The sequence below is a fragment of the Cupriavidus sp. GW823-FHT07B10 genome (assembly GCF_058794355.1).
Genome location: NZ_JBXAGS010000004.1, coordinates 188,399 through 206,256, shown reverse-complemented (window position 1 = coordinate 206,256; position 17,858 = coordinate 188,399). Strand labels below are relative to the sequence as shown.

Genomic DNA, 17,858 nt, shown 5'->3' with positions numbered 1-17,858 from the left:
TCAGCGCGGGGCGTCGCCCTCGCCTGCATCTTCGCTTGCCAGCTCGCCGCAGCGCTGCACCACCTGCGCCAGCGAATCCACGTAGTTGCCCTCCCCCAGCGCCGCCAGCACGCCTGCGCGCGCCAGCTTTTCCCTGACCCGCTCGTTGGCTTCGGCCAGCACCACCGGCACGCCGCGCTTCTGCAGCGTCACGATCACGGCCTCCAGCGTCTGCAGTCCGGTCATGTCCATGAAGGGCACGCGGCCCAGGCGGATCAGCAGCACGCGCGGCTCGGTATGGGTCTGCACCAGTGCGCGCTCGCACGCTTCCACGGCACCGAAGAAGAACGGTCCGTCGATGGCATAGACCAGCACGCCCGGCGGCATCCGCGCGGGCAGGCCGGCGCCGGTATCGCCCAGTTCGCGCTCTACGTCCACGACATCCTGGCGCGCCACCTCCACTGACGCCGACATGCGCCGCAGGAACTGCAGCATGGCCAGGATCACCCCGATATTGACCGCCACCACCAGGTCGGTCAGCACGGTCAGGGTGAAGGTGATCAGCAGGATCGCCACGTCGGCGCGCGGCGCGCGGCGGACCATGCGCGCGAACTGGCGCCCCTCGCTCATGTTGTAGGCCACCACGAACAGGATCGCGGCCAGCGTCGCCAGCGGCACGCTGGCCGCGAGCGGCGCCAGGAACAGCAGCACCATCACCAGCGTGAGCGCATGCACCACGCCGGCCAGCGGGCTGTTGCCGCCATTGCGGATATTGGTGGCGGTGCGGGCGATGGCGCCGGTGGCGGCAAACCCGCCGAACAGCGGCGCCAGGATATTGGCGATGCCCTGGCCGACCAGCTCCTGGTTGGAATCGTGCCGCGTGCCAGCCATGCCGTCGGCCACCACCGCGGACAGCAATGACTCGATCGCGCCCAGCATGGCGATGGTGAAGGCCGGCCCGGCCAGCTCCAGCACGCGTGCCAGCGTGATGTCCGGCAGCGCGGGCACGGGCAGCCCGCGCGGCAGGCCGCCAAAGGCGGTGCCGATGGTGGCGACGCCGTCAAAGCGGAACAGCGCCTGCACCGCGGTGGCAACCAGCAGCGCCACCAGCGGCCCGGGGATGCGCCGCAGCCAGCGCACGCGCGGCGCGCCCACTACCAGCGCCAGGCTGCCCAGCGCCAGCGCGGTGGTGGCCGGGTGCCATTGCGGCAGCGCCTGCAGCAGGTGCCAGAGTTTTTCGTGGAAATGCTCGCCGGCGACCGGCGGCAGACCGAAGAAATCGCGCCACTGGCCGACAAAGATGATCACGCCGATGCCAGCCGTGAAGCCGACGATCACCGGCGCGGGAACGAACCGGATCACGCTGCCCAGCCGCGTCAGCCCCATCGCCAGCAGGATCAGCCCAGCCATCAGGGTGGCGATCTGCAGGCCGTCGATGCCATGGCGCGCGGTCACGGCGGACAGCACCACGATAAACGCGCCGGTGGGCCCCGCGATCTGCAGCCGGCTGCCGCCGAACAGCGACACCGCCAGCCCGGCGACGATGGCCGTGTACAGGCCCTGCTCCGGCTTGGCGCCTGACGCGATCGCAAACGCCATGGCCAGCGGCAGCGCCACCACCCCGACGATCACGCCCGACACGATGTTCGGCAGCCAGTTGCCGCGTCGGAACAGTCCGGCCAGCCAAGCTTCGCGCAGCGCGATCATGCGTCAATCCCTCGGGTTCGTGCAGGATGATGATGGTGCATTGGATGATAACAGCATGTTAATGCCCGCCGGCTTGCGGCTCGCGCCGTGATATTCGCCACGCCTGCACTGTCGCTTATGCCACTCAATTCCTATACTGGATTGGCTCGCCCGGGCGTACGGGGTATGGGCCAGGGCGGACGCGGCAATCTTCTGCAATCGGAGGCCCATCATGTTCAAGCACCTCCTTGTGCCTACCGACGGCTCCGCACGCGCCGACGCGATGGCGGCCCGCGCCATGGCCTTTGCCAGCCGCATCGGCGCCCGCGTGACCGGGCTGCATGTGATTCCCGAGTACCACGTACTGACCTACCGGCTGACCAGCCTGCAGGACACCAAGGACACCTTTGCCGCAGAAGCAGCGCGCCACGCGGATACCTTCCTCGCCGCGCTCAGCCACACCGCGGCGCAGGCCGGCGTGGCCTGCGAGACCGTTACGGCCACCGACGACCATCCCTGGCAGGCCATCATCCAGTGCGCGCAGCAGCGCGACTGCGACCTGATCGTGATGTCGTCGCATGGCAAGCGCGGGCTGCAGGCGCTGCTGATCGGCAGCGAAACCCACAAGGTCCTGACCCACAGCACGATCCCGGTGCTGGTCTTCCGCTAGGCGGCCGGGCGAACAACGAGACAGCGCGATAGCGGGCAACAGTGCGCGGCGACGCGCGTTTCCAAACCACGCCAACTGCAAGGAGCGCAACCATGGCGATTCGACTGGGCGAGCAAGCCCCTGATTTCACCGCCGACACCACGGAAGGCAAGATCAGCTTCCATGAATGGATCGGCGACAACTGGGCCATCCTGTTCTCGCATCCCAAGGACTTCACGCCGGTGTGCACCACCGAACTGGGCTATATGGCCCGGCTCAAGCCCGAATTCGACAAGCGCAACACCAAGATCATCGGCCTGAGCATCGACCCGGTCGGCGACCACCAGCGCTGGGTCAAGGACATCGAGGAAACGCAGAACTGCACCATCAACTATCCGATGATCGGCGACGCTGACCTGAAGGTGGCCAAGCTCTACGACATGATCCACCCCGAGGCCAGCGGCAGCGGCCCGCGCACGGCGGTAGACAACGCCACCATCCGCTCGGTGTTCATCATCGGCCCGGACAAGAAGGTCAAGGCCATGCTGGTGTACCCGATGAGCGCCGGGCGCAATTTCGACGAGGTGCTGCGCCTGCTGGATTCGCTGCAGCTCAATGCCAAGCACACCGTGGCCACGCCGGTGAACTGGAAGCCGGGCGAGGACGTCATCATCCCCACATCGGTCTCGGACGAGGAGGCCAAGAAGAAGTACCCGCAGGGCTTCAAGACCCTGAAGCCCTACCTGCGCACGGTGGAGCAGCCCAAGTAAGGGGAGCGAGAAGCGCCAGCACCAGGGAGTGCGGCCGGGCGTGGGGGTCACGCCGGCCGCCGCCGGGCCTCCCGGGCAGTCACGGCCGGGAGGCCCGACTTGTCCACAGGAACTATCCACAGCTTCAGTGGATATCCCCCCTCTTGACAACCGCAAAGGGCGCGCCGGTGCTGGAATTCACTGGAGTGCCCGTTTTATAGGCAACCCTCCGGGCTACGGGAATGGTTGCGGGCGTTCGAATTTTGTGCCTGTTGCGATTCTTCCGCCACCGGGCGCTCAGCGCGTCAGCACCTCGCGGATGGTGTCGGCCAGTTCCTTGGCCACGAATTTCGCTACATAAGCGTCCGCGCCCACCTTGCGCACATGCTCCTCGCTGGCCTCTCCCGACAGTGACGAGTGAATCACCACCGGCAGCGACTTCAGCCGGCTGTCCGCCTTGATCTTGCGGGTCAGGGTGAAACCGTCCATCTCCGGCATCTCCAGGTCGGTCAGCACCAGCGCCACCTCGTCCTGCACTGACCTGCCATGGCTGGCCGCCTCGGCGGCGATGCGGTCGAGCAGCTCCCACGCCTCCTTGCCGGACTTGGTCATCACCACCGGCGCGCCCAGCGCCTTCAGCCCCTGCTCGATCAGGCCGCGCGCCAGTGCCGAATCGTCGGCGGCAATGACCTTGGCGCCGGGGCGCAGGCTCAACTGCGGGCCGACCGTGCCCGGGTCCACGTCCGGCTGCCGCGTCGGCAGCACATCGCGCAGGATCTGCTCGACGTCCAGCACCTGCACCAGCCGCGACGGGTCCGCGCCCCCGGCGGTGTCCCCGTCCAGCTTGGCGATGCTGGTGACGTGGCCGGTCCGCACGCTGGCCTCGGCCGAATGCACCTGGTTCCACTCCAGGCGCACAATTTCCTCCACTGCCTCCACCGCGAAGCCCTGCGTCGAACGTGCATATTCCGTCACCAGCAGGATGCCCAGGCCGCTGCGCGGCTTGCAGCCCACCAGCCGGGGCAGGTCGATCACCGGGATCACCTGGCCGCGGATATCCGCCATGCCCAGGATCGACGGGTCGGCCCCCACCACGGTCGTCACGTGCGGCATCACCAGGATCTCGCGCACCTTGAAGACATTGATCCCGAACAGCTCCGTCTGGCCGGAATGCTCGGCTTCGCCAAGCCGGAACAGCAGCAGCTCGAACTGGTTGTTGTTGGTCAGGTTGGTCCGTTCGTCGATGTCCCTCATGGAACTGCTCATGCTGCGCTCCCGTGCCGTGCGTGTGGTTTTTACCGCCGTCGTTGTCATCAGCCTGCGGCCGCGGCGGATGGCGGACGGCAGGGTTCATGACTGGATATCGGCGCGGGGCAACGGGAGTTGAGAGGCGCACGCAGCGCGTGTTCGGATTTCATCCTTGCATATCCGGATTGCTTCGTTCCTCCGGCGCAGCGTCGTCCATATAGTGGTTCCCAACTTGTCATAACACGCTATGTCGATCCCCATGACGACCCGGACCAACGTGGTACCCGTCCCCGCCGCCGCAGCCATGCCGGCACCGATCCCGCTGCCGCTCTATACGCAAATCAAGGACGCCTTGCGCGCCAGCATCCTGGACGGCACCTATCCGCCGCACCACCAGATGCCGTCGGAAAGCGAGCTGGGCGAGCGCTTTCGCGCCAGCCGCATCACCGTGCGCCAGGCGCTGGGCGACCTGCAGAAGGAGGGGCTGATCTTCAAGATCCATGGCAAGGGCACCTTCGTCTCCAAGCCCCGCGCCTTCCAGAACGTGACTTCGCTGCAAGGCTTTGCCGAGGCCATGTCGAGCATGGGCTACGAGATCCTGAACCAGATACGCAACTGCAAATGCGTACCTGCCAGCCGTCACGTTGCCACGCAGCTGCGGCTGCGCGAAGGCGATCCGGTGGTGGAGATCCGGCGCGTGCGCCTGCTCAACCGCGAGCCGGTGTCGCTGGAGCTGACCTGGGTGTCCGAGGCGGTCGGCCGCCGCCTGCTCACTGCCGACCTGGCCACGCGCGACATCTTCCTGATCCTGGAAAACGACTGTGGCGTGAAGCTCGGCCATGCCGACCTGAGTGTCGACGCCATCCTCGCCGACGACGAGCTGACCCAGGCCCTGCGCATCGAGGAAGGCGCGCCGGTGCTGCGCATCGAACGCCTGACCCATGACGCGCAAGGCACGCCTATCGATTACGAGTTCCTCTACTTCCGCGGCGACGCGTTCCAGTACCGGCTGCGCGCAGACCGGCACAAGACCGCGCCAGCCGCCAGCGTCACCAGCCCAGCCGGCCATGCACGGCCCCGCAAACCAGCCAGCAAGGGGAAGCCCTCCGCATGAATACCCTGACTCACGAATACGACATCGTTGTCGTCGGCGGCGGCACCGCCGGCCCGATGGCCGCGATCAAGGCCAAGGAACGCAACCCCGCGCTGCGCGTGCTGCTGCTCGACAAGGCGCACGTCAAGCGCAGCGGCGCCATCTCGATGGGCATGGACGGGCTGAACAATGCCGTGATCCCCGGCCACGCCACGCCCGAGCAGTACACCCGCGAGATCACCGTGGCCAACGACGGCATCGTCGACCAGTCCACCGTTTATGCCTACGCGCGCCACAGCTTTGCCACCATCGAGCAGCTGGATCGCTGGGGCGTCAGGTTCGAGAAGGACGAGACCGGCGACTACGCAGTGAAGAAGGTCCATCACATGGGCTCCTATGTGCTGCCGATGCCGGAAGGACACAACGTCAAGAAGGTGCTGTACCGCCAGCTCAAGCGCGCGCGGGTAGAGATCACCAACCGCATCGTCGCCACGCGCGTGCTGACCGACGCCAGCGGCGCCGCCGGCGGCGTGATGGGCTTCGACTGCCGCAGCGCGGACTTCCACGTGATCCGCGCGCGCGCCGTGATCCTGTGCTGCGGCGCGGCCGGCCGCCTGGGCCTGCCCGCTTCCGGCTACCTGATGGGCACCTACGAGAACCCGACCAATGCCGGCGACGGCTATGCCATGGCCTATCACGCCGGCGCCGCGCTGGCCAACCTGGAGTGCTTCCAGATCAATCCGCTGATCAAGGACTACAACGGCCCGGCCTGCGCCTACGTGACCGGCCCGCTGGGCGGCTATACCGCCAACGGCAAGGGCGAGCGCTTTATCGAATGCGACTACTGGAGCGGCCAGATGATGTGGGAGTTCTACCAGGAGCTCCAGGGCGGCAACGGCCCGGTGTTTCTGAAGCTTGACCACCTGGCGGAAGAAACCATCCAGACCATCGAGACGATCCTGCACACCAACGAACGGCCCAGCCGCGGCCAGTTCCACGCCGGGCGCGGCACCGACTACCGCAGGCAGATGGTGGAGATGCATATCTCGGAGATCGGCTTCTGCAGCGGCCACAGCGCTTCCGGCGTGCATGTGAACGAGCGCGCCGAGACTACCGTGCCGGGCCTGTACGCGGCCGGAGACATGGCCGCCGTGCCGCACAACTACATGCTGGGCGCCTTCACCTATGGCTGGTTTGCCGGGCACAACGCGGCCGACTACGTCGCCGGCCGCGGCCTGCCTGAAGCCGATGCGGCCCAGGTCGAGGCGGAGCGCGCGCGCGTGTTCGCACCGCTGGCGCGCGAGAGTGGGCTGCCGCCCGCCCAGGTGGAATACAAGCTGCGCCGCATGGTCAACGACTACCTGCAGCCGCCCAAGGTCACGCGCAAGATGGAAATCGGCCTGCAGCGCTTTGACGCCATCGCCGAGGACATCGGCCAGATCCGCGCCGCCAATCCGCACGAGCTGATGCGCGCGGTCGAGGTGATGGCAATCCGCGACTGCGCCGAGATGGCGGCACGCGCCTCCCTGTTCCGCACCGAGAGCCGCTGGGGTCTCTACCACCATCGCGTCGACTATCCGCAGCGCAATGATGCGGACTGGTTCTGCCATACGCACCTGAGCAAGGATGAAGCCGGGCGCATGGTCAGCCACAAGCGCGCGATCGAGCCGTACATCGTCCCGGTGGCAGGCGACGACGCCACCGCCTACCAGCGGCTGCGCGTCAGCCGCGGCCAGGCCGCCGCCACGGCCGCCACTGCCGAACCCGCCACCCTGGCTGCCGCCTGAAGGAACCCACGCCATGGCCTACACCCCGCATGAGATCGCCCAGCGCAGCAGCGCGCCGGTCACCATCGATGAAGACAAGTGCATTGCCGACAAGGGCTGCACGGTCTGCGTCGATGTCTGCCCGATGGACCTGCTGGCCATCGACCTGACCAAAGGCAAGGCATTCATGCAGTTCGACGAGTGCTGGTACTGCATGCCCTGCGAGAAGGATTGCCCGACGGGCGCGGTCAGGGTCGAGATCCCGTACCTGCTGCGTTGATTGCCCCGCTTCATGACAACAGCACCACAGAGATAACCCCATGAAAGCCTCCACCAGCATCCACCTGCTCCTGGCACTGGCCGCCGCCAGCCTGGCCGGCACGGCCAGTGCCGAAACCATCCGCGTTGCCATCGGCACGCAGGACACCACCATCAACTGCGCCACCGGCGGCCTGCTGATCCGCGAACTGAAGCTGCTCGACAAGTACCTGCCGCGCACCGGCAAGTACAAGGACGTCACCTACGACGTGCAATGGAAGAACTTCACCTCCGGCCCGCCGCTGACCAACGAGATGGTGGCCGACAAGCTGGATATCGGCGCCATGGCGGACTTCCCCGGCTCGCTCAATGCCGCGGCCTTCCAGAAGGCCGGCAAGAAGAGCCTGTTCATCGCGCCGCTGTCGGGCAACGCGATCGGCACCGGCAACGGCATCGTGGTGCCGGCGGATTCGCCGGTCCAGTCGCTGGCGGAACTCAGGGGCAAGACCATCTCGGTGCCGTTCGGCTCCACCGCGCACGGCATGCTGCTGCGCGCGATCAAGCGCCAGGGCTGGGACCCGGACAAGGACGTGACCCTGGTGTCGCAGTCGCCCGAGGTCGGCGGCTCGGCGCTGCAGGCACACAAGGTGGACGGCCATGCCAACTTCGTGCCCTTCCCCGAGCTCTTTGTCTTCCGCGGCTTTGCCCGCAAGATCTATGACGGCGCCCAGGCCGAGGCCCCCACCTTCCACGGCGCGCTGGTGAACGCGGAATACGCGCAGAAGTACCCGGAGATCGTGGTGGCCTACCTGCGCGCCGCGATCGAGGCCGACCGCCTGATGGCGGCGGAGCCCGAGAAATACAGCGAGCTGATTGCCCGGGTGACCGGCATCGACGCCGAGGTGGACTACCTGTTCCATGGCCCGCTCGGCCTGCAGAACCGCGACTACACCTGGAAGCCGGAGTACCGCCAGGCGCTGCAGACCTCGATCGAGACGCTGAAGCTGCTCAAGCGCACCGATGCCGACCTCAGCGCCGACACCGTGATCGACGAGCGCTACATCCGCGAAGCCTTCAGGCTGGAGGGGCTGGACTATGAAGCGCGCCTGAAGTCCTACGACAAACAGCCCCTCGCGGCGAAGGACGCGGGCAGCGGCAAACCCATCGCCGAACCGAAGCTGGCCGCGCAGCTGTGGCTGCGGGGCGAGTCCAGGGTGCGCGCCTATGCCTCGCCGGCTGCAGCATTCGCCGCGCTCAGGCAGGCTGCAAAAGAGGGCAAGCAGGCGCGCGTGCTGTATGTGCATGACCGCAATACCGGCCTGAAGCTGCTGGCCAGCAAGGCGTGGTACGTGCAGGACGGCAAGGGGCAGGTGAGCGCCTTCCTGCTCAAGGGCTCAGCGGATGGCTGGGCAAAGGCCAATGGTGGCAATGTGCGGGACTTTGCCGCAGTCAGCGGCGCCGCGGTCGCCGTGGCCAGCAACTGACGCGGAGCGCGCCCATGACCTCGATCAGCCTTGAAGCGGGGGCGCCCCCGGTGGCACCGGCCGCGCCGGGCGCGGCACGCGTGCGGCTGGCACGCTGGCTGGTGCGCCTGGCCGCGCTGGCCAGCTGCATCGTGCTGTGGCAGCTGGCCTCGTCCCACCGGGCCCACCTCGGCCTCGTCACCTTCGCCAATGTGCCCGCGCCCAGCGACGTGGTTCCGGCGGCCTGGCAACTGCTGCAGTCACCCAAGCTGGTGCTGCACCTGAGCAACAGCCTGTACCGCGTGTTTGCCGGCTTTGGCGCGGCGGCCGTGGCTGGCATCGTGCTCGGCATGGCGATCGGCCGCTCGCGCTGGCTGGAAGACCTGCTGCTGCCACCGCTGGAGGTGCTGCGCCCGATCCCCGGCGTGGCGTGGATTCCGCTGGCAATCCTGATGTTCCCGTCTTCGGAGCTGAGCATGATCTTCATCACCTTCATCGGGGCGCTGTTCCCGATCCTGCTCAACACCATCCACGGCGTGGAGCGCACCGACCCGCGCCTGGTCGCCACGGCGCGCAGCCTGGGCGCGCGCCGCTGGACCGTCTTCCCCGAGGTGCTGCTGCCCGCGGCGCTGCCGAGTATCGTCACCGGGCTGGCGATCGGCATGGGCACGTCCTGGTTCTGCCTGGTCACCGCCGAGATGATCGCCGGCCAGTACGGCATCGGCTACTACACGTGGCAGGCCTACAACCTGCAGAACTATGCGGACATCGTCGTCGGCATGCTCCTGATCGGTGCCTTCGGCATGGGCAGCAGCGCGCTGATCAAGCGCCTCGGCGCGTGGCTGATGCCGTGGACCCGCCTGCAGCAGGTGCGCGCATGACGAGCCAACCGATCCGCGCGGGCCACCTGCAGGTGCGCGGCCTGGATGTGGCGCTGGGCCAGGGCGATGCCGCCTTCACCGCCGTGCACCAGCTATCCATCGACATTCCCGCCGGGCAGTTCGTCTGCATCCTGGGGCCGTCGGGCTGCGGCAAGTCCACGCTGCTGGGCGCCATCGCCGGACACCTGCCGGCGGCGGCGGGCGAGATCCTGCTCGACGGGGCGCCGGTGCGCGGCCCCGCGCCGGAGCGCGGGCTGGTGTTCCAGCAGCACTCGCTGTTCCCGTGGAAGCGCGTGCTCGACAACGTCGCCTTCGGCCTGAAGATGCAGGGCGTGCCCACCGCCGAGCGCAAGCGCGAGGCGCAGGCCCTGCTGGACCTGGTCGGCCTGGGCGGCTTCGCGCAGCGCTACCCCGCCCAGCTTTCCGGCGGCATGCAGCAGCGCGCGGAGATTGCGCGCGTGCTGATCAACCGGCCGCGCGTGCTGCTGATGGACGAGCCCTTCGGTGCGCTCGACGCGCAGACCCGCGCCCATATGCAAGCCCTGCTGCTCGAGGTCTGGGCGCGGATGCGCACCACCGTGGTCTTCGTCACCCATGACATCGACGAGGCGCTGTTCCTGGCCGACCGCGTGCTGGTGATGTCGCCACGGCCCGGACGCATCCTTGAAGATATCGCTATCCCCTTCGAGCGGCCCCGCCGCGCCGAGTTGATGACCGATGACGATTTCATCCGGCTCAAGCGCCGCTGCCGCGACCTGCTGCACGACCACACCCAGGCCAGCGCGCTCGCGACCGCCGCCTGACCGCTATCGACCTGACTGCCATCCATGCCGCAAGCTTCCACCCTGCCTGACGAATCCCTGTTTGATCTCGATCCCTCCATCGGCGCGCTGACGCTGCGCCTGGCCGACCCCGACCCCGCGGTGCGACGCGTGGCCGTGCTGCAACTTGCCGACCTGGAGGATGAAGACGGCGTGCCGCTGCTGCTGCAGCGCCTGCAATCGGACCCTGCCGAATCCGTGCGCGCGGAAGCCGCGCGCACGCTGGCCAGCTGGGAACAGGAAGCGGTCGTCCCGGCGCTGGCCGCGGCACTGGCCGACCCCAGCCGCGAAGTGGCCGAAGCGGCAGCACAGGGATTGTCGGAACTGAAGGCGCCCGCCTCCGGTGCCGCCTTGCTGCCGTGGGTCACGCACGGCGATCCCTTTGTCCGGGCGGCCGCGTGGCGCGGCCTGCGCGAGCTGCGCTATGCGGCCGGCTTCGATGCGGCCATGGCGGCCCTGTCCGACGCGGCCGCCCCGGTGCGCCGCGAAGCCGTGGCCGTGCTGGGCTGGCTCAGGCGCAGCGAAGCCCTGCCCGCGCTGGCACAAGCTGCGACCAGCGATGCCGATACCGACGTCAGGCGCGCCGCCGCCGGCGCGCTCGGCCTGGCTGCCGACCCGTCGGCGCGCGATGCGTTGCTGGCGGCCCTGCGCGACGGCGCCTGGCAGGTGCGGGAAGAAGCCGCGCAGACGCTGGGAAAACTGAAATTCCCTGAAGCCGTGGGCCCGTTGATCGACGCGCTGGAAGACCGCTACTGGCAGGTCCGCCTGCAGGCCGCCAGGGCTCTCGGCAAGCTGCGTGACCGCGCGGCGCTGGTGCCGCTGACGATGCAGCTGGCCCACGCCATCAGCAACCTGCGCAAGGAGGCCGCGCTGTCGCTGGGGAGCCTGCGGGATGCGGCAGCCGTGCCGGCCCTTGCCTCGGCCGCCGACGATGCCGATCCGGAGGTACGCAAGGCCGTACGCATTGCGCTGGCGCAGATCGGCGCGCCGGAGGCTCATGCATGAGCGGCGGCATGGTCGTACCCACGCGCCTGGAGCTCTCCCGCGCCAACGGCGCGCTGCGCGTCTGCTGGCCAGACGGCCAGTGCCAGTCGCTGGACCCGGGCCGCTTGCGCGCAGCCTGCCGTTGCGCCGCCTGCCGCGGCAAGCCCTCGGAGGCCGGGCCGGGCGACACGCAAATCGTCGCCCTCGGCGAAATGGGCTATGGCGTGCAGATCGTGTTCAGCGACGGGCACGACCGCGGCATCTACCCGTGGCCGTACCTGCAGGCGCTGTAGCCGGGCGCTTACCCGCCCGCCAGCGCCTGCAGGATATGCACCTCGTCGGTTTCCTTCAATGGCGCGTCCAGCCGCATCAGCTGCGTGCGGTTGACGAAGACGCGGATATACGGCCGCAGCTTGCCCTGCTCATCGACGATGCGAAAGCGCATGCCGGGGAACTGGCGGTCAAGGTCGTCGAGCAGCTCGGCGATGCTGGCGCCACGGGCCTCGACGTATTCGCGCTGTCCGGTATAGGAGAAGAGCGGCGTCGCGATACGGACCTGCATGGAAGTTCTCCGGTCGGCTGATGGCATTCAGGCAGGGCGCGCCACGGTAACCGCGTAGACCTGCGGCAGGTTGCGGGCGATGCATTGCCAGCCCTCGCCTTCATCGGCACTGGCCCAGATCTCGCCGCCGGTGGTGCCGAAGTACACGCCCACCGGCGCGTGGCCGTCGGTGGCCATGGCCTGGCGCTTGACCGTGAACCAGCCTTGTTCGGCGGGCAGGCCGCGGTCCTGGCGCTGCCAGGTTTCGCCGGCATCGCGCGTGACATACGCTGCCGGGCGGCCGCCCGGGCTGACGCGCGGCCAGACGTCGCTGCCATCCATCGGGAACACCCAGACCGTGCGCGGATCGCGGCGGTGGGCGACGATGGGGAAGCCGATATCGCCCACTTCCGCCGGCATGGCTTCGCCGATGCGTTTCCACACGCCTTCGCGGCGGTCCATGCGGTAGATGCCGCAATGGTTCTGCTGGTACAGGATGTCCGGGTCGGCGGGATGCTGCAGCATGCAGTGCGGATCCTGGCCGTACTCGGGATTGGGATCGGGCAGGAAGGTGGCGAGGCTGCCGCGGTTCAGCGGCTTCCAGTCCGCGCCGCCGTCGGTGCTCTCGAACACGCCGCCGCTGGACATGCCGATATACAGGTGGCGCGCGTCGCGCGGATCGACCAGCACGGAATGCATCTTGGGGCCGTCGGGCGTGCCGTCCTGCTCGCCGCCGGTCCAGGTGCGCCAGTTCGGGTGGTCGTTGAAGCCTGATACCGGCTCCCAGGTCACGCCGTGGTCGGCGCTGAGGAACAGGCCCTGCGGCGAGGTGCCGGCATACCAGGTGCCGGGCTCGCTGGCATGGCCGGGCGTGAGCCAGAACACGTGGTCGACGACGCGGCCGGTCTCGCCCTCCGGGGCCTTGTCGAAGGCGGGCGGGCGCGCGGCTTCGGTCCAGTTGCGGCCGCCGTCGGTGGAGCGGAACACGGTCGGGCCCAGGTGGCCGGTGCGCGCCGCCATCAGCATGCGCGACGGGTCGCGCGGGTCCTGCACGATATGGTGGATGGTATGGCCGAGGAACGTCGGGCCCTCGATCTGCCAGCTGCGGCGCGCGGCGTCGCTGGTCAGGAACCAGGCGCCCTTGGTGGTGGCCACCAGCAGCCTGACGGGGCCGGTGTCGGTTTCGGGTGTGGGGGAAGTCGTCATCTTGGCTCCTGCAAGAAGGCCGGTGAACGATGCTTCCTGAGTCTAGTACATGTAGACAGTGTTCACAATTAAAGATGGCAGAGCTGTGGCCGGCAGGCCGGCCACAGCCACCATGATTACGAAGTAGCACGGAGTTAAAAGCGGAAGCCCGCAACTTGCCTGGACATTGCGCGCGAAGTGTGGCATAAGCAATGTTCCCCGATGCTTTCGCGCCCCGACACCCATGCTTCGCACTGTCCGCTTCGCCACCCTGAACCGCCCGGCCCTGCCGGCGGCAGGCGTGCGCGCCGCGCAGCGCCCGGGCGCCGCCATCGACCTGGCCGACCGCTTCCACGCGTACGCCCAGGTCCGCCGCGCCGTGCTTTTCCTGGCCGTGCGGGCAGCTCGGGGCGCCACCCTCCAGTCCTGAGCTTTCCCGCACGGCCCATGTCGCGGATGCCATCCGGCACCCGCTTGATCATGCAGCCAGGAGAAAGCCAGACATGTCCCCGCTCTACCGCCATACCTTCTGCGCCATGGTGGCGCTTGCCGCCCTCTACCTGATCCTCAATCCCTGAGCCCCAGTGGAGTCTTGCCATGGTGAATTTCCATGCCCTGCGCCTGCCGGCGCCGGCCCTGCCGCGCGCGCTCGAACTGCGCATCGACGTTGAGCTCGCGCCGGGCGATATCGAGCGCGAGCTGGGTGCCCTGCACGACCGCATCGGCCAACCCGGCGACTGCCTGCATGCGATGCCGGCGCTGCCCGCGGGCGCGCCAGGCCTGCGCCTGCGCTATCGCGAGGCCGACGGCGAGTACTACGTGTATGTGGAAGATGTGATGCAGCGCCGGCTGGCCGGTTATACCGTCTTCAACCGGCTGATCGAGGTCGGCCGCCGGGCCGACCCATGGGTACAGGCGCCGCACACAAAGTTTGCGCCCGCTTACCAGCGCCGCGGCCTGGCTCGGGCGCTGTACCGCTGGGCGCTGGATGGCGGGCTGTGCCTGCTGAGCGGGGCGCGCCAGTCGGCCGGCGCCAACGCCCTATGGCAGGTGCTGGCCGCCGATTACCCGATGGGCTATGTGGACTTGCGCCACGAGACGCTGACCTGGCTGGGCCAGGCCGTCGACGCGCCAGTGCGTGAGGGCCTGCATACGCGCATGCTGCTGCTCGGGCGCGGCTGGACCCTGGACACGTTCATGGCCCGCACCGGCATGTACTGAGGCAGCGCGCCCGCTTACAGCCAGCGGATCGGCGCGGCCTCGCGTGCGTTGGCTACGTACAGGGTCCAGCCCTGGGCAAAGTAGGCGCGCACCCGCGCGGCCAGCGATTGGCCGCCGCCCACGCGGGCGTAGTAGGCAACATCGCGTGCCGGCTGGGCGGCGGGCTTCGATGCCTTGGCTTGGGCGGGCTGGCGATAGAGGGTGTCGGCGAGTACTTGCATGGCGAATATCCTTTCCGGTTGGATGGAAGTTGGTGCGCCTCACGAAGCACATCCAGCCGTGGTTCGGCCCGGATCGGGAGGCAGCTCAGGGTTATCCCTAGTATAGAGAAGTTGCGCCTGAATCATCCGGGTCTGTACCTATAGGCCGTATATGGGGTGCGTGATAATGGCCGCCTGCCGCACGCGCCACCTGATGCCAATCCGGCAATCCAAGGTGCCCAATCGTCACATTCGATATTCCTCGATGCACATGCCGCGCATTGCCTGCCGGTGATGATGCATGGCGCGTGGTCACCTAGCCTTCAGCCTTGCCCGGATCGCGCCCGCAGAGGCACCGACAAGCGGCACACCGATAACAGCGGGTTGGCCAGGTTTGCGCCTCCAGCCCAGACCAGAACCACGTGAGACACGCCTGACGACAGTCCGTACGACGGACGTTGCAGCGCCCGCAAGGAGACAGCTCATCATGATCGAACAGCCCTATCCGTCGTCCGCGACGGAAGCCGATGCTGCACGCCCCCAAGTCCCCGAAGTCCGGAGCCGGATCGACGCGTTTTTCGAGATCACCGCGCGCGGCAGCACCCAGCGCAAGGAAGTGGTCGCCGGGGTGACCACCTTCATGGCGATGGTCTACGCCGTCTTTGTCGTTCCCGGCATGCTGGGCAAGGCCGGCTTCGACACCAGCGCGGTCTTTGTCGCGGTGTGCCTGACCACCGCCTTCGGCTCCCTGCTGATGGGCCTGTGGGCCAAGCTGCCGATCGCCATCGGCTGCGCCATCTCGCTGACCGCATTCATGGCCTTCGGGCTGGTGCTGGGGCAGGGCCTGTCGCCGGCGGTCGCGCTCGGCGCCGTGTTCCTGATGGGCGTGATCTTCACCGCGATCTCCGTCACCGGCGTGCGCTCCTGGATCCTGCGCAACCTGCCCGCCGGCGTGGCGCACGGCACCGGCATCGGCATCGGCCTGTTCCTGCTGTTGATCGCCTCGAATGAAGTCGGCCTGGTGGTCAAGAACGCTCACCCCGGCCTGCCGGTGTCACTGGGCAAGATCACCTCGTTCCCGGTGGTGATGTCGGTGCTGGGCCTGGCCGCGATCTTCGGCCTGGAGCGCCGCAAGGTGCCGGGCGGCATCCTGCTGGTGATCATCGCGATCTCCGCGCTGGGCCTGGCCTTCGACCCGGCGGTGAAGTTCACCGGCGTGTTCGCGCTGCCGTCGCTGAGCGCACCCGGCCATGAATCGCTGATCGGCGCCATGGACGTGCGCGGCGCGCTGACGGCAGCAGTGCTGCCGAGCGTGCTGGCCCTGGTGATGACCGCGGTGTTCGATGCCACCGGCACGATCCGCGCGGTCGCCGGACAAGCCGGCCAGCTCAACGCTGCCGGCCATATCCACAATGGCGGGCGCGCGCTGACCGCGGATTCGGTCAGCTCGATCTTCTCGGGGATGTTCGGCGGCGCTCCGGCTGCAGCCTACATCGAGTCGACCGTCGGCGTTGCGGCCGGCGCCAAGACCGGCCTGACCGCCGTGGTGGTGGGCCTGCTGTTCGTTGCGGTGATGTTCTTCTCGCCGCTGGCCGGGCTGGTGCCGTCGTACGCCACCGCGCCCGCGCTGATGTACGTGGGCCTGCTGATGCTGTCGAGCGTGAGCCGCCTGCACATGGACGACCTGGTCGACGCGATGGCTGGCCTGGTCTGCGCCGTGTTCATCGTGCTGACCTGCAATATCGTGACCGGCATCATGCTGGGCTTCTGCACCCTGGTGGTGGGCCGCGTGGTGGCTGGCGAATGGCGCAAGCTCAATGTCGGCACGGTGGCCATCGCGGTCGTGCTGGCTGCGTTCTATGCCGGGGGCTGGGCCATCTGATCCTGCCGAAAGCTACTGCCGCGTCCCGGGCGCCACGCCCGGGACGCTGACAACCAGATGTCTCCTCCACCGTGATCCAGGTGGATTTCAAGCCCGGGCTTCCTGCTTTCCCGGGCTGTTTTTTTGGTGGCTTGCCTGAAAGGTCCCGCGCTTGGCGAATGGCGTTTCGCTAAATCGCCTTCATTGCCCGGCCTGCATTGCCGCCACATCCATGTACACCAGTTCCCAGACATGGCCATCGGGATCCTGGAATCCATGCCCGTACATGAATCCCAAATCCATCGGCGGCTTGTAGGTATTGCCACCCGCCGCGACCGCGGCATTGACCATTTCATCCACGCGCGCGCGGGTTTCCATCGACAGGCAAACCAGCACCTCGGTCGATTTCCGTGCATCGCAGATTTCATTGGGCGAGAAGCTGCGGAACTTGGCTTCGGTCAGCAGCATCACGAAAATGTTTTCGCCGACGATCATGCAGGTGGCAGTGTCGTCGGTAAATTGCGGATTGAAGGAAAAACCCAACTGCGTAAAGAAGGCAATCGACTTTTGCAGGTCGCGGACGGGCAAATTGACAAAAATCTGCTGGCTCATCAGGGGCTCCGGTAGTCGTGTCAGAGGGGGCTGCGCCGGGCGCAGACAAGCAGTCTAGGCGCTAAAGGCCGGGGGCGTGCGTATTTTCATTGTCCTTAAATGCGGGCAAAACGGGCGATGCCCAGCCCAATACCGGCTGCATCGTGGGCTGTGCGACCGTCAATTCAGGCCAGCAAACAATCAGTCCGTGCAATCTCCGTTATTTTTTGTAAAATTTTTTTAGGTGAACCGACACCACACTTCTAGTACCATGCAGCGGCCTATTTGCAGAAAGGGGATATAAATGGCGACATACAAGCAACTCCTGGCTGAGAAGGAAGCGCTGGAAGCCAAGCTGAATGAAGTGCGTGCGACGGAAGTCGCCGGCGTGATCGACAAAATCCGGGACCTGATGACTGAATACGGCCTGACCGCCGAAGACATCCTGCCGCGCCGCAAGCGTGGCCGCCCGGCTGGTTCGAGTGCCAAGAAGCCCGCATCCGCCTTGCCGCCGAAGTACATGGACCCCAAGACCGGCAAGACCTGGTCGGGCCGCGGCCGCGCGCCGGCATGGCTGGGCAAGCGCCCGGAGCGTTTCCTGATCGAGCAGTAAGCCGCCAGCGCGGCCAGCGCGCGCCCGTCTCACGCGCCCGCTTCAATCGATGGTGCCATCGGCCTGCCG

At 67.5% G+C, this 17,858-nt stretch carries 20 protein-coding genes; 14 read left to right on the top strand and 6 right to left on the bottom strand.

The features are described 5' to 3' along the window. Positions 1–1,686, bottom strand: coding sequence for a SulP family inorganic anion transporter (locus tag AC1Q6V_RS11150; protein WP_011617732.1), 1,686 nt, complete (start codon positions 1,684–1,686; stop codon positions 1–3). Positions 1,687–1,897: 211 nt separating this feature from the next. Here AC1Q6V_RS11150 and AC1Q6V_RS11145 point away from each other — a divergent pair, with 211 nt between their 5' ends. Next, a complete protein-coding gene (locus tag AC1Q6V_RS11145) occupies positions 1,898–2,335 on the top strand; it encodes a universal stress protein (RefSeq protein ID WP_011617733.1) in 438 nt (145 codons plus the stop codon). A 92-nt stretch (positions 2,336–2,427) separates the two neighbouring features. Next, positions 2,428–3,084 (top strand): peroxiredoxin, encoded by a 657-nt coding sequence (locus AC1Q6V_RS11140; protein WP_010810897.1) that lies wholly within the window; start codon positions 2,428–2,430, stop codon positions 3,082–3,084. A 276-nt stretch (positions 3,085–3,360) separates the two neighbouring features. Here the strand turns inward: AC1Q6V_RS11140 and AC1Q6V_RS11135 are convergent, their stop codons facing one another. Continuing rightward, positions 3,361–4,329: a chemotaxis protein gene (locus AC1Q6V_RS11135; RefSeq protein WP_011617734.1), complete on the bottom strand. Its 969-nt coding sequence runs from the start codon at positions 4,327–4,329 to the stop codon at positions 3,361–3,363. Positions 4,330–4,570: 241 nt separating this feature from the next. Here AC1Q6V_RS11135 and AC1Q6V_RS11130 point away from each other — a divergent pair, with 241 nt between their 5' ends. The 8 genes from AC1Q6V_RS11130 to AC1Q6V_RS11095 are packed head-to-tail and all read left to right on the top strand — an operon-like array spanning position 4,571 to position 11,870. Beyond that, the gene (locus AC1Q6V_RS11130; RefSeq protein ID WP_371258364.1) at positions 4,571–5,425 is read left to right on the top strand and encodes a GntR family transcriptional regulator; all 855 of its coding nucleotides are present in this window, start codon (positions 4,571–4,573) and stop codon (positions 5,423–5,425) included. Then, entirely contained in the window at positions 5,422–7,191 is a 1,770-nt protein-coding gene (locus tag AC1Q6V_RS11125) for a fumarate reductase/succinate dehydrogenase flavoprotein subunit (RefSeq protein WP_010810894.1), read from the top strand. The genes AC1Q6V_RS11130 and AC1Q6V_RS11125 overlap by 4 nt, the downstream gene beginning before the upstream one ends. A gap of 13 nt (positions 7,192–7,204) precedes the next feature. Further along, a complete protein-coding gene (locus AC1Q6V_RS11120; RefSeq protein ID WP_010810893.1) occupies positions 7,205–7,450 on the top strand; it encodes a 4Fe-4S dicluster domain-containing protein in 246 nt (81 codons plus the stop codon). Positions 7,451–7,490: 40 nt separating this feature from the next. Then, the gene (locus AC1Q6V_RS11115) at positions 7,491–8,912 is read left to right on the top strand and encodes an ABC transporter substrate-binding protein (RefSeq protein ID WP_058697312.1); all 1,422 of its coding nucleotides are present in this window, start codon (positions 7,491–7,493) and stop codon (positions 8,910–8,912) included. 14 nt (positions 8,913–8,926) lie between these two features. Then, on the top strand, positions 8,927–9,772 hold the full coding sequence (locus tag AC1Q6V_RS11110) for an ABC transporter permease (RefSeq protein ID WP_492344474.1): 846 nt from the start codon (positions 8,927–8,929) through the stop codon (positions 9,770–9,772). Beyond that, positions 9,769–10,575: an ABC transporter ATP-binding protein gene (locus AC1Q6V_RS11105; RefSeq protein WP_011617736.1), complete on the top strand. Its 807-nt coding sequence runs from the start codon at positions 9,769–9,771 to the stop codon at positions 10,573–10,575. Before AC1Q6V_RS11110 ends, AC1Q6V_RS11105 begins: the two co-directional genes overlap by 4 nt. 24 nt (positions 10,576–10,599) lie before the next feature. Continuing rightward, positions 10,600–11,598: a HEAT repeat domain-containing protein gene (locus tag AC1Q6V_RS11100; RefSeq protein ID WP_010810889.1), complete on the top strand. Its 999-nt coding sequence runs from the start codon at positions 10,600–10,602 to the stop codon at positions 11,596–11,598. A gap of 8 nt (positions 11,599–11,606) precedes the next feature. Continuing rightward, positions 11,607–11,870, top strand: a complete 264-nt coding sequence (locus tag AC1Q6V_RS11095) for a gamma-butyrobetaine hydroxylase-like domain-containing protein (RefSeq protein WP_454751039.1) — start codon at positions 11,607–11,609, stop codon at positions 11,868–11,870. An 8-nt stretch (positions 11,871–11,878) separates the two neighbouring features. Here the strand turns inward: AC1Q6V_RS11095 and AC1Q6V_RS11090 are convergent, their stop codons facing one another. Together AC1Q6V_RS11090 and AC1Q6V_RS11085 are read right to left on the bottom strand one after the other, a co-directional pair. Continuing rightward, positions 11,879–12,139, bottom strand: coding sequence for a MoaD/ThiS family protein (locus AC1Q6V_RS11090; protein WP_010810887.1), 261 nt, complete (start codon positions 12,137–12,139; stop codon positions 11,879–11,881). A 27-nt stretch (positions 12,140–12,166) separates the two neighbouring features. Continuing rightward, the gene (locus AC1Q6V_RS11085; protein WP_454751038.1) at positions 12,167–13,324 is read right to left on the bottom strand and encodes a beta propeller repeat protein; all 1,158 of its coding nucleotides are present in this window, start codon (positions 13,322–13,324) and stop codon (positions 12,167–12,169) included. A gap of 223 nt (positions 13,325–13,547) precedes the next feature. On the opposite strand from AC1Q6V_RS11085, the gene AC1Q6V_RS11080 reads away from it, so the two are divergent. Together AC1Q6V_RS11080 and AC1Q6V_RS11075 are read left to right on the top strand one after the other, a co-directional pair. Beyond that, on the top strand, positions 13,548–13,733 hold the full coding sequence (locus AC1Q6V_RS11080) for a hypothetical protein (RefSeq protein ID WP_010810885.1): 186 nt from the start codon (positions 13,548–13,550) through the stop codon (positions 13,731–13,733). A gap of 167 nt (positions 13,734–13,900) precedes the next feature. Continuing rightward, positions 13,901–14,524: an N-acetyltransferase gene (locus AC1Q6V_RS11075; RefSeq protein ID WP_454751037.1), complete on the top strand. Its 624-nt coding sequence runs from the start codon at positions 13,901–13,903 to the stop codon at positions 14,522–14,524. A gap of 14 nt (positions 14,525–14,538) precedes the next feature. On the opposite strand, the gene AC1Q6V_RS11070 is transcribed toward AC1Q6V_RS11075, so the two are convergent. After that, positions 14,539–14,745 (bottom strand): hypothetical protein, encoded by a 207-nt coding sequence (locus AC1Q6V_RS11070; protein ID WP_010810883.1) that lies wholly within the window; start codon positions 14,743–14,745, stop codon positions 14,539–14,541. Positions 14,746–15,211: 466 nt separating this feature from the next. Between AC1Q6V_RS11070 and AC1Q6V_RS11065 the strand changes: the two genes are divergently transcribed. Next, complete coding sequence (locus AC1Q6V_RS11065; protein WP_011617740.1) at positions 15,212–16,606, top strand: NCS2 family permease; 1,395 nt, start codon at positions 15,212–15,214, stop codon at positions 16,604–16,606. Between the two features lie 180 nt (positions 16,607–16,786). Here AC1Q6V_RS11065 and AC1Q6V_RS11060 read toward each other — a convergent pair whose 3' ends face one another. Beyond that, complete coding sequence (locus AC1Q6V_RS11060; RefSeq protein ID WP_010810881.1) at positions 16,787–17,197, bottom strand: VOC family protein; 411 nt, start codon at positions 17,195–17,197, stop codon at positions 16,787–16,789. Between the two features lie 283 nt (positions 17,198–17,480). On the opposite strand from AC1Q6V_RS11060, the gene AC1Q6V_RS11055 reads away from it, so the two are divergent. Beyond that, a complete protein-coding gene (locus AC1Q6V_RS11055; protein ID WP_010810880.1) occupies positions 17,481–17,789 on the top strand; it encodes an H-NS histone family protein in 309 nt (102 codons plus the stop codon). Positions 17,790–17,858: the final 69 nt, after the last annotated feature.

What these genes read in the sequence shown, in the direction of transcription:
- AC1Q6V_RS11150 (WP_011617732.1), bottom strand. Translation starts at nt 1,686, where the DNA reads ATGATCGCGCTGCGCGAAGCTTGGCTGGCCGGACTGTTCCGACGCGGC.
- AC1Q6V_RS11145 (WP_011617733.1), top strand. Translation starts at nt 1,898, where the DNA reads ATGTTCAAGCACCTCCTTGTGCCTACCGACGGCTCCGCACGCGCCGAC.
- AC1Q6V_RS11140 (WP_010810897.1), top strand. Translation starts at nt 2,428, where the DNA reads ATGGCGATTCGACTGGGCGAGCAAGCCCCTGATTTCACCGCCGACACC.
- AC1Q6V_RS11135 (WP_011617734.1), bottom strand. Translation starts at nt 4,329, where the DNA reads ATGAGCAGTTCCATGAGGGACATCGACGAACGGACCAACCTGACCAAC.
- AC1Q6V_RS11130 (WP_371258364.1), top strand. Translation starts at nt 4,571, where the DNA reads ATGACGACCCGGACCAACGTGGTACCCGTCCCCGCCGCCGCAGCCATG.
- AC1Q6V_RS11125 (WP_010810894.1), top strand. Translation starts at nt 5,422, where the DNA reads ATGAATACCCTGACTCACGAATACGACATCGTTGTCGTCGGCGGCGGC.
- AC1Q6V_RS11120 (WP_010810893.1), top strand. Translation starts at nt 7,205, where the DNA reads ATGGCCTACACCCCGCATGAGATCGCCCAGCGCAGCAGCGCGCCGGTC.
- AC1Q6V_RS11115 (WP_058697312.1), top strand. Translation starts at nt 7,491, where the DNA reads ATGAAAGCCTCCACCAGCATCCACCTGCTCCTGGCACTGGCCGCCGCC.
- AC1Q6V_RS11110 (WP_492344474.1), top strand. Translation starts at nt 8,927, where the DNA reads ATGACCTCGATCAGCCTTGAAGCGGGGGCGCCCCCGGTGGCACCGGCC.
- AC1Q6V_RS11105 (WP_011617736.1), top strand. Translation starts at nt 9,769, where the DNA reads ATGACGAGCCAACCGATCCGCGCGGGCCACCTGCAGGTGCGCGGCCTG.
- AC1Q6V_RS11100 (WP_010810889.1), top strand. Translation starts at nt 10,600, where the DNA reads ATGCCGCAAGCTTCCACCCTGCCTGACGAATCCCTGTTTGATCTCGAT.
- AC1Q6V_RS11095 (WP_454751039.1), top strand. Translation starts at nt 11,607, where the DNA reads ATGGTCGTACCCACGCGCCTGGAGCTCTCCCGCGCCAACGGCGCGCTG.
- AC1Q6V_RS11090 (WP_010810887.1), bottom strand. Translation starts at nt 12,139, where the DNA reads ATGCAGGTCCGTATCGCGACGCCGCTCTTCTCCTATACCGGACAGCGC.
- AC1Q6V_RS11085 (WP_454751038.1), bottom strand. Translation starts at nt 13,324, where the DNA reads ATGACGACTTCCCCCACACCCGAAACCGACACCGGCCCCGTCAGGCTG.
- AC1Q6V_RS11080 (WP_010810885.1), top strand. Translation starts at nt 13,548, where the DNA reads ATGCTTCGCACTGTCCGCTTCGCCACCCTGAACCGCCCGGCCCTGCCG.
- AC1Q6V_RS11075 (WP_454751037.1), top strand. Translation starts at nt 13,901, where the DNA reads ATGGTGAATTTCCATGCCCTGCGCCTGCCGGCGCCGGCCCTGCCGCGC.
- AC1Q6V_RS11070 (WP_010810883.1), bottom strand. Translation starts at nt 14,745, where the DNA reads ATGCAAGTACTCGCCGACACCCTCTATCGCCAGCCCGCCCAAGCCAAG.
- AC1Q6V_RS11065 (WP_011617740.1), top strand. Translation starts at nt 15,212, where the DNA reads ATGATCGAACAGCCCTATCCGTCGTCCGCGACGGAAGCCGATGCTGCA.
- AC1Q6V_RS11060 (WP_010810881.1), bottom strand. Translation starts at nt 17,197, where the DNA reads ATGAGCCAGCAGATTTTTGTCAATTTGCCCGTCCGCGACCTGCAAAAG.
- AC1Q6V_RS11055 (WP_010810880.1), top strand. Translation starts at nt 17,481, where the DNA reads ATGGCGACATACAAGCAACTCCTGGCTGAGAAGGAAGCGCTGGAAGCC.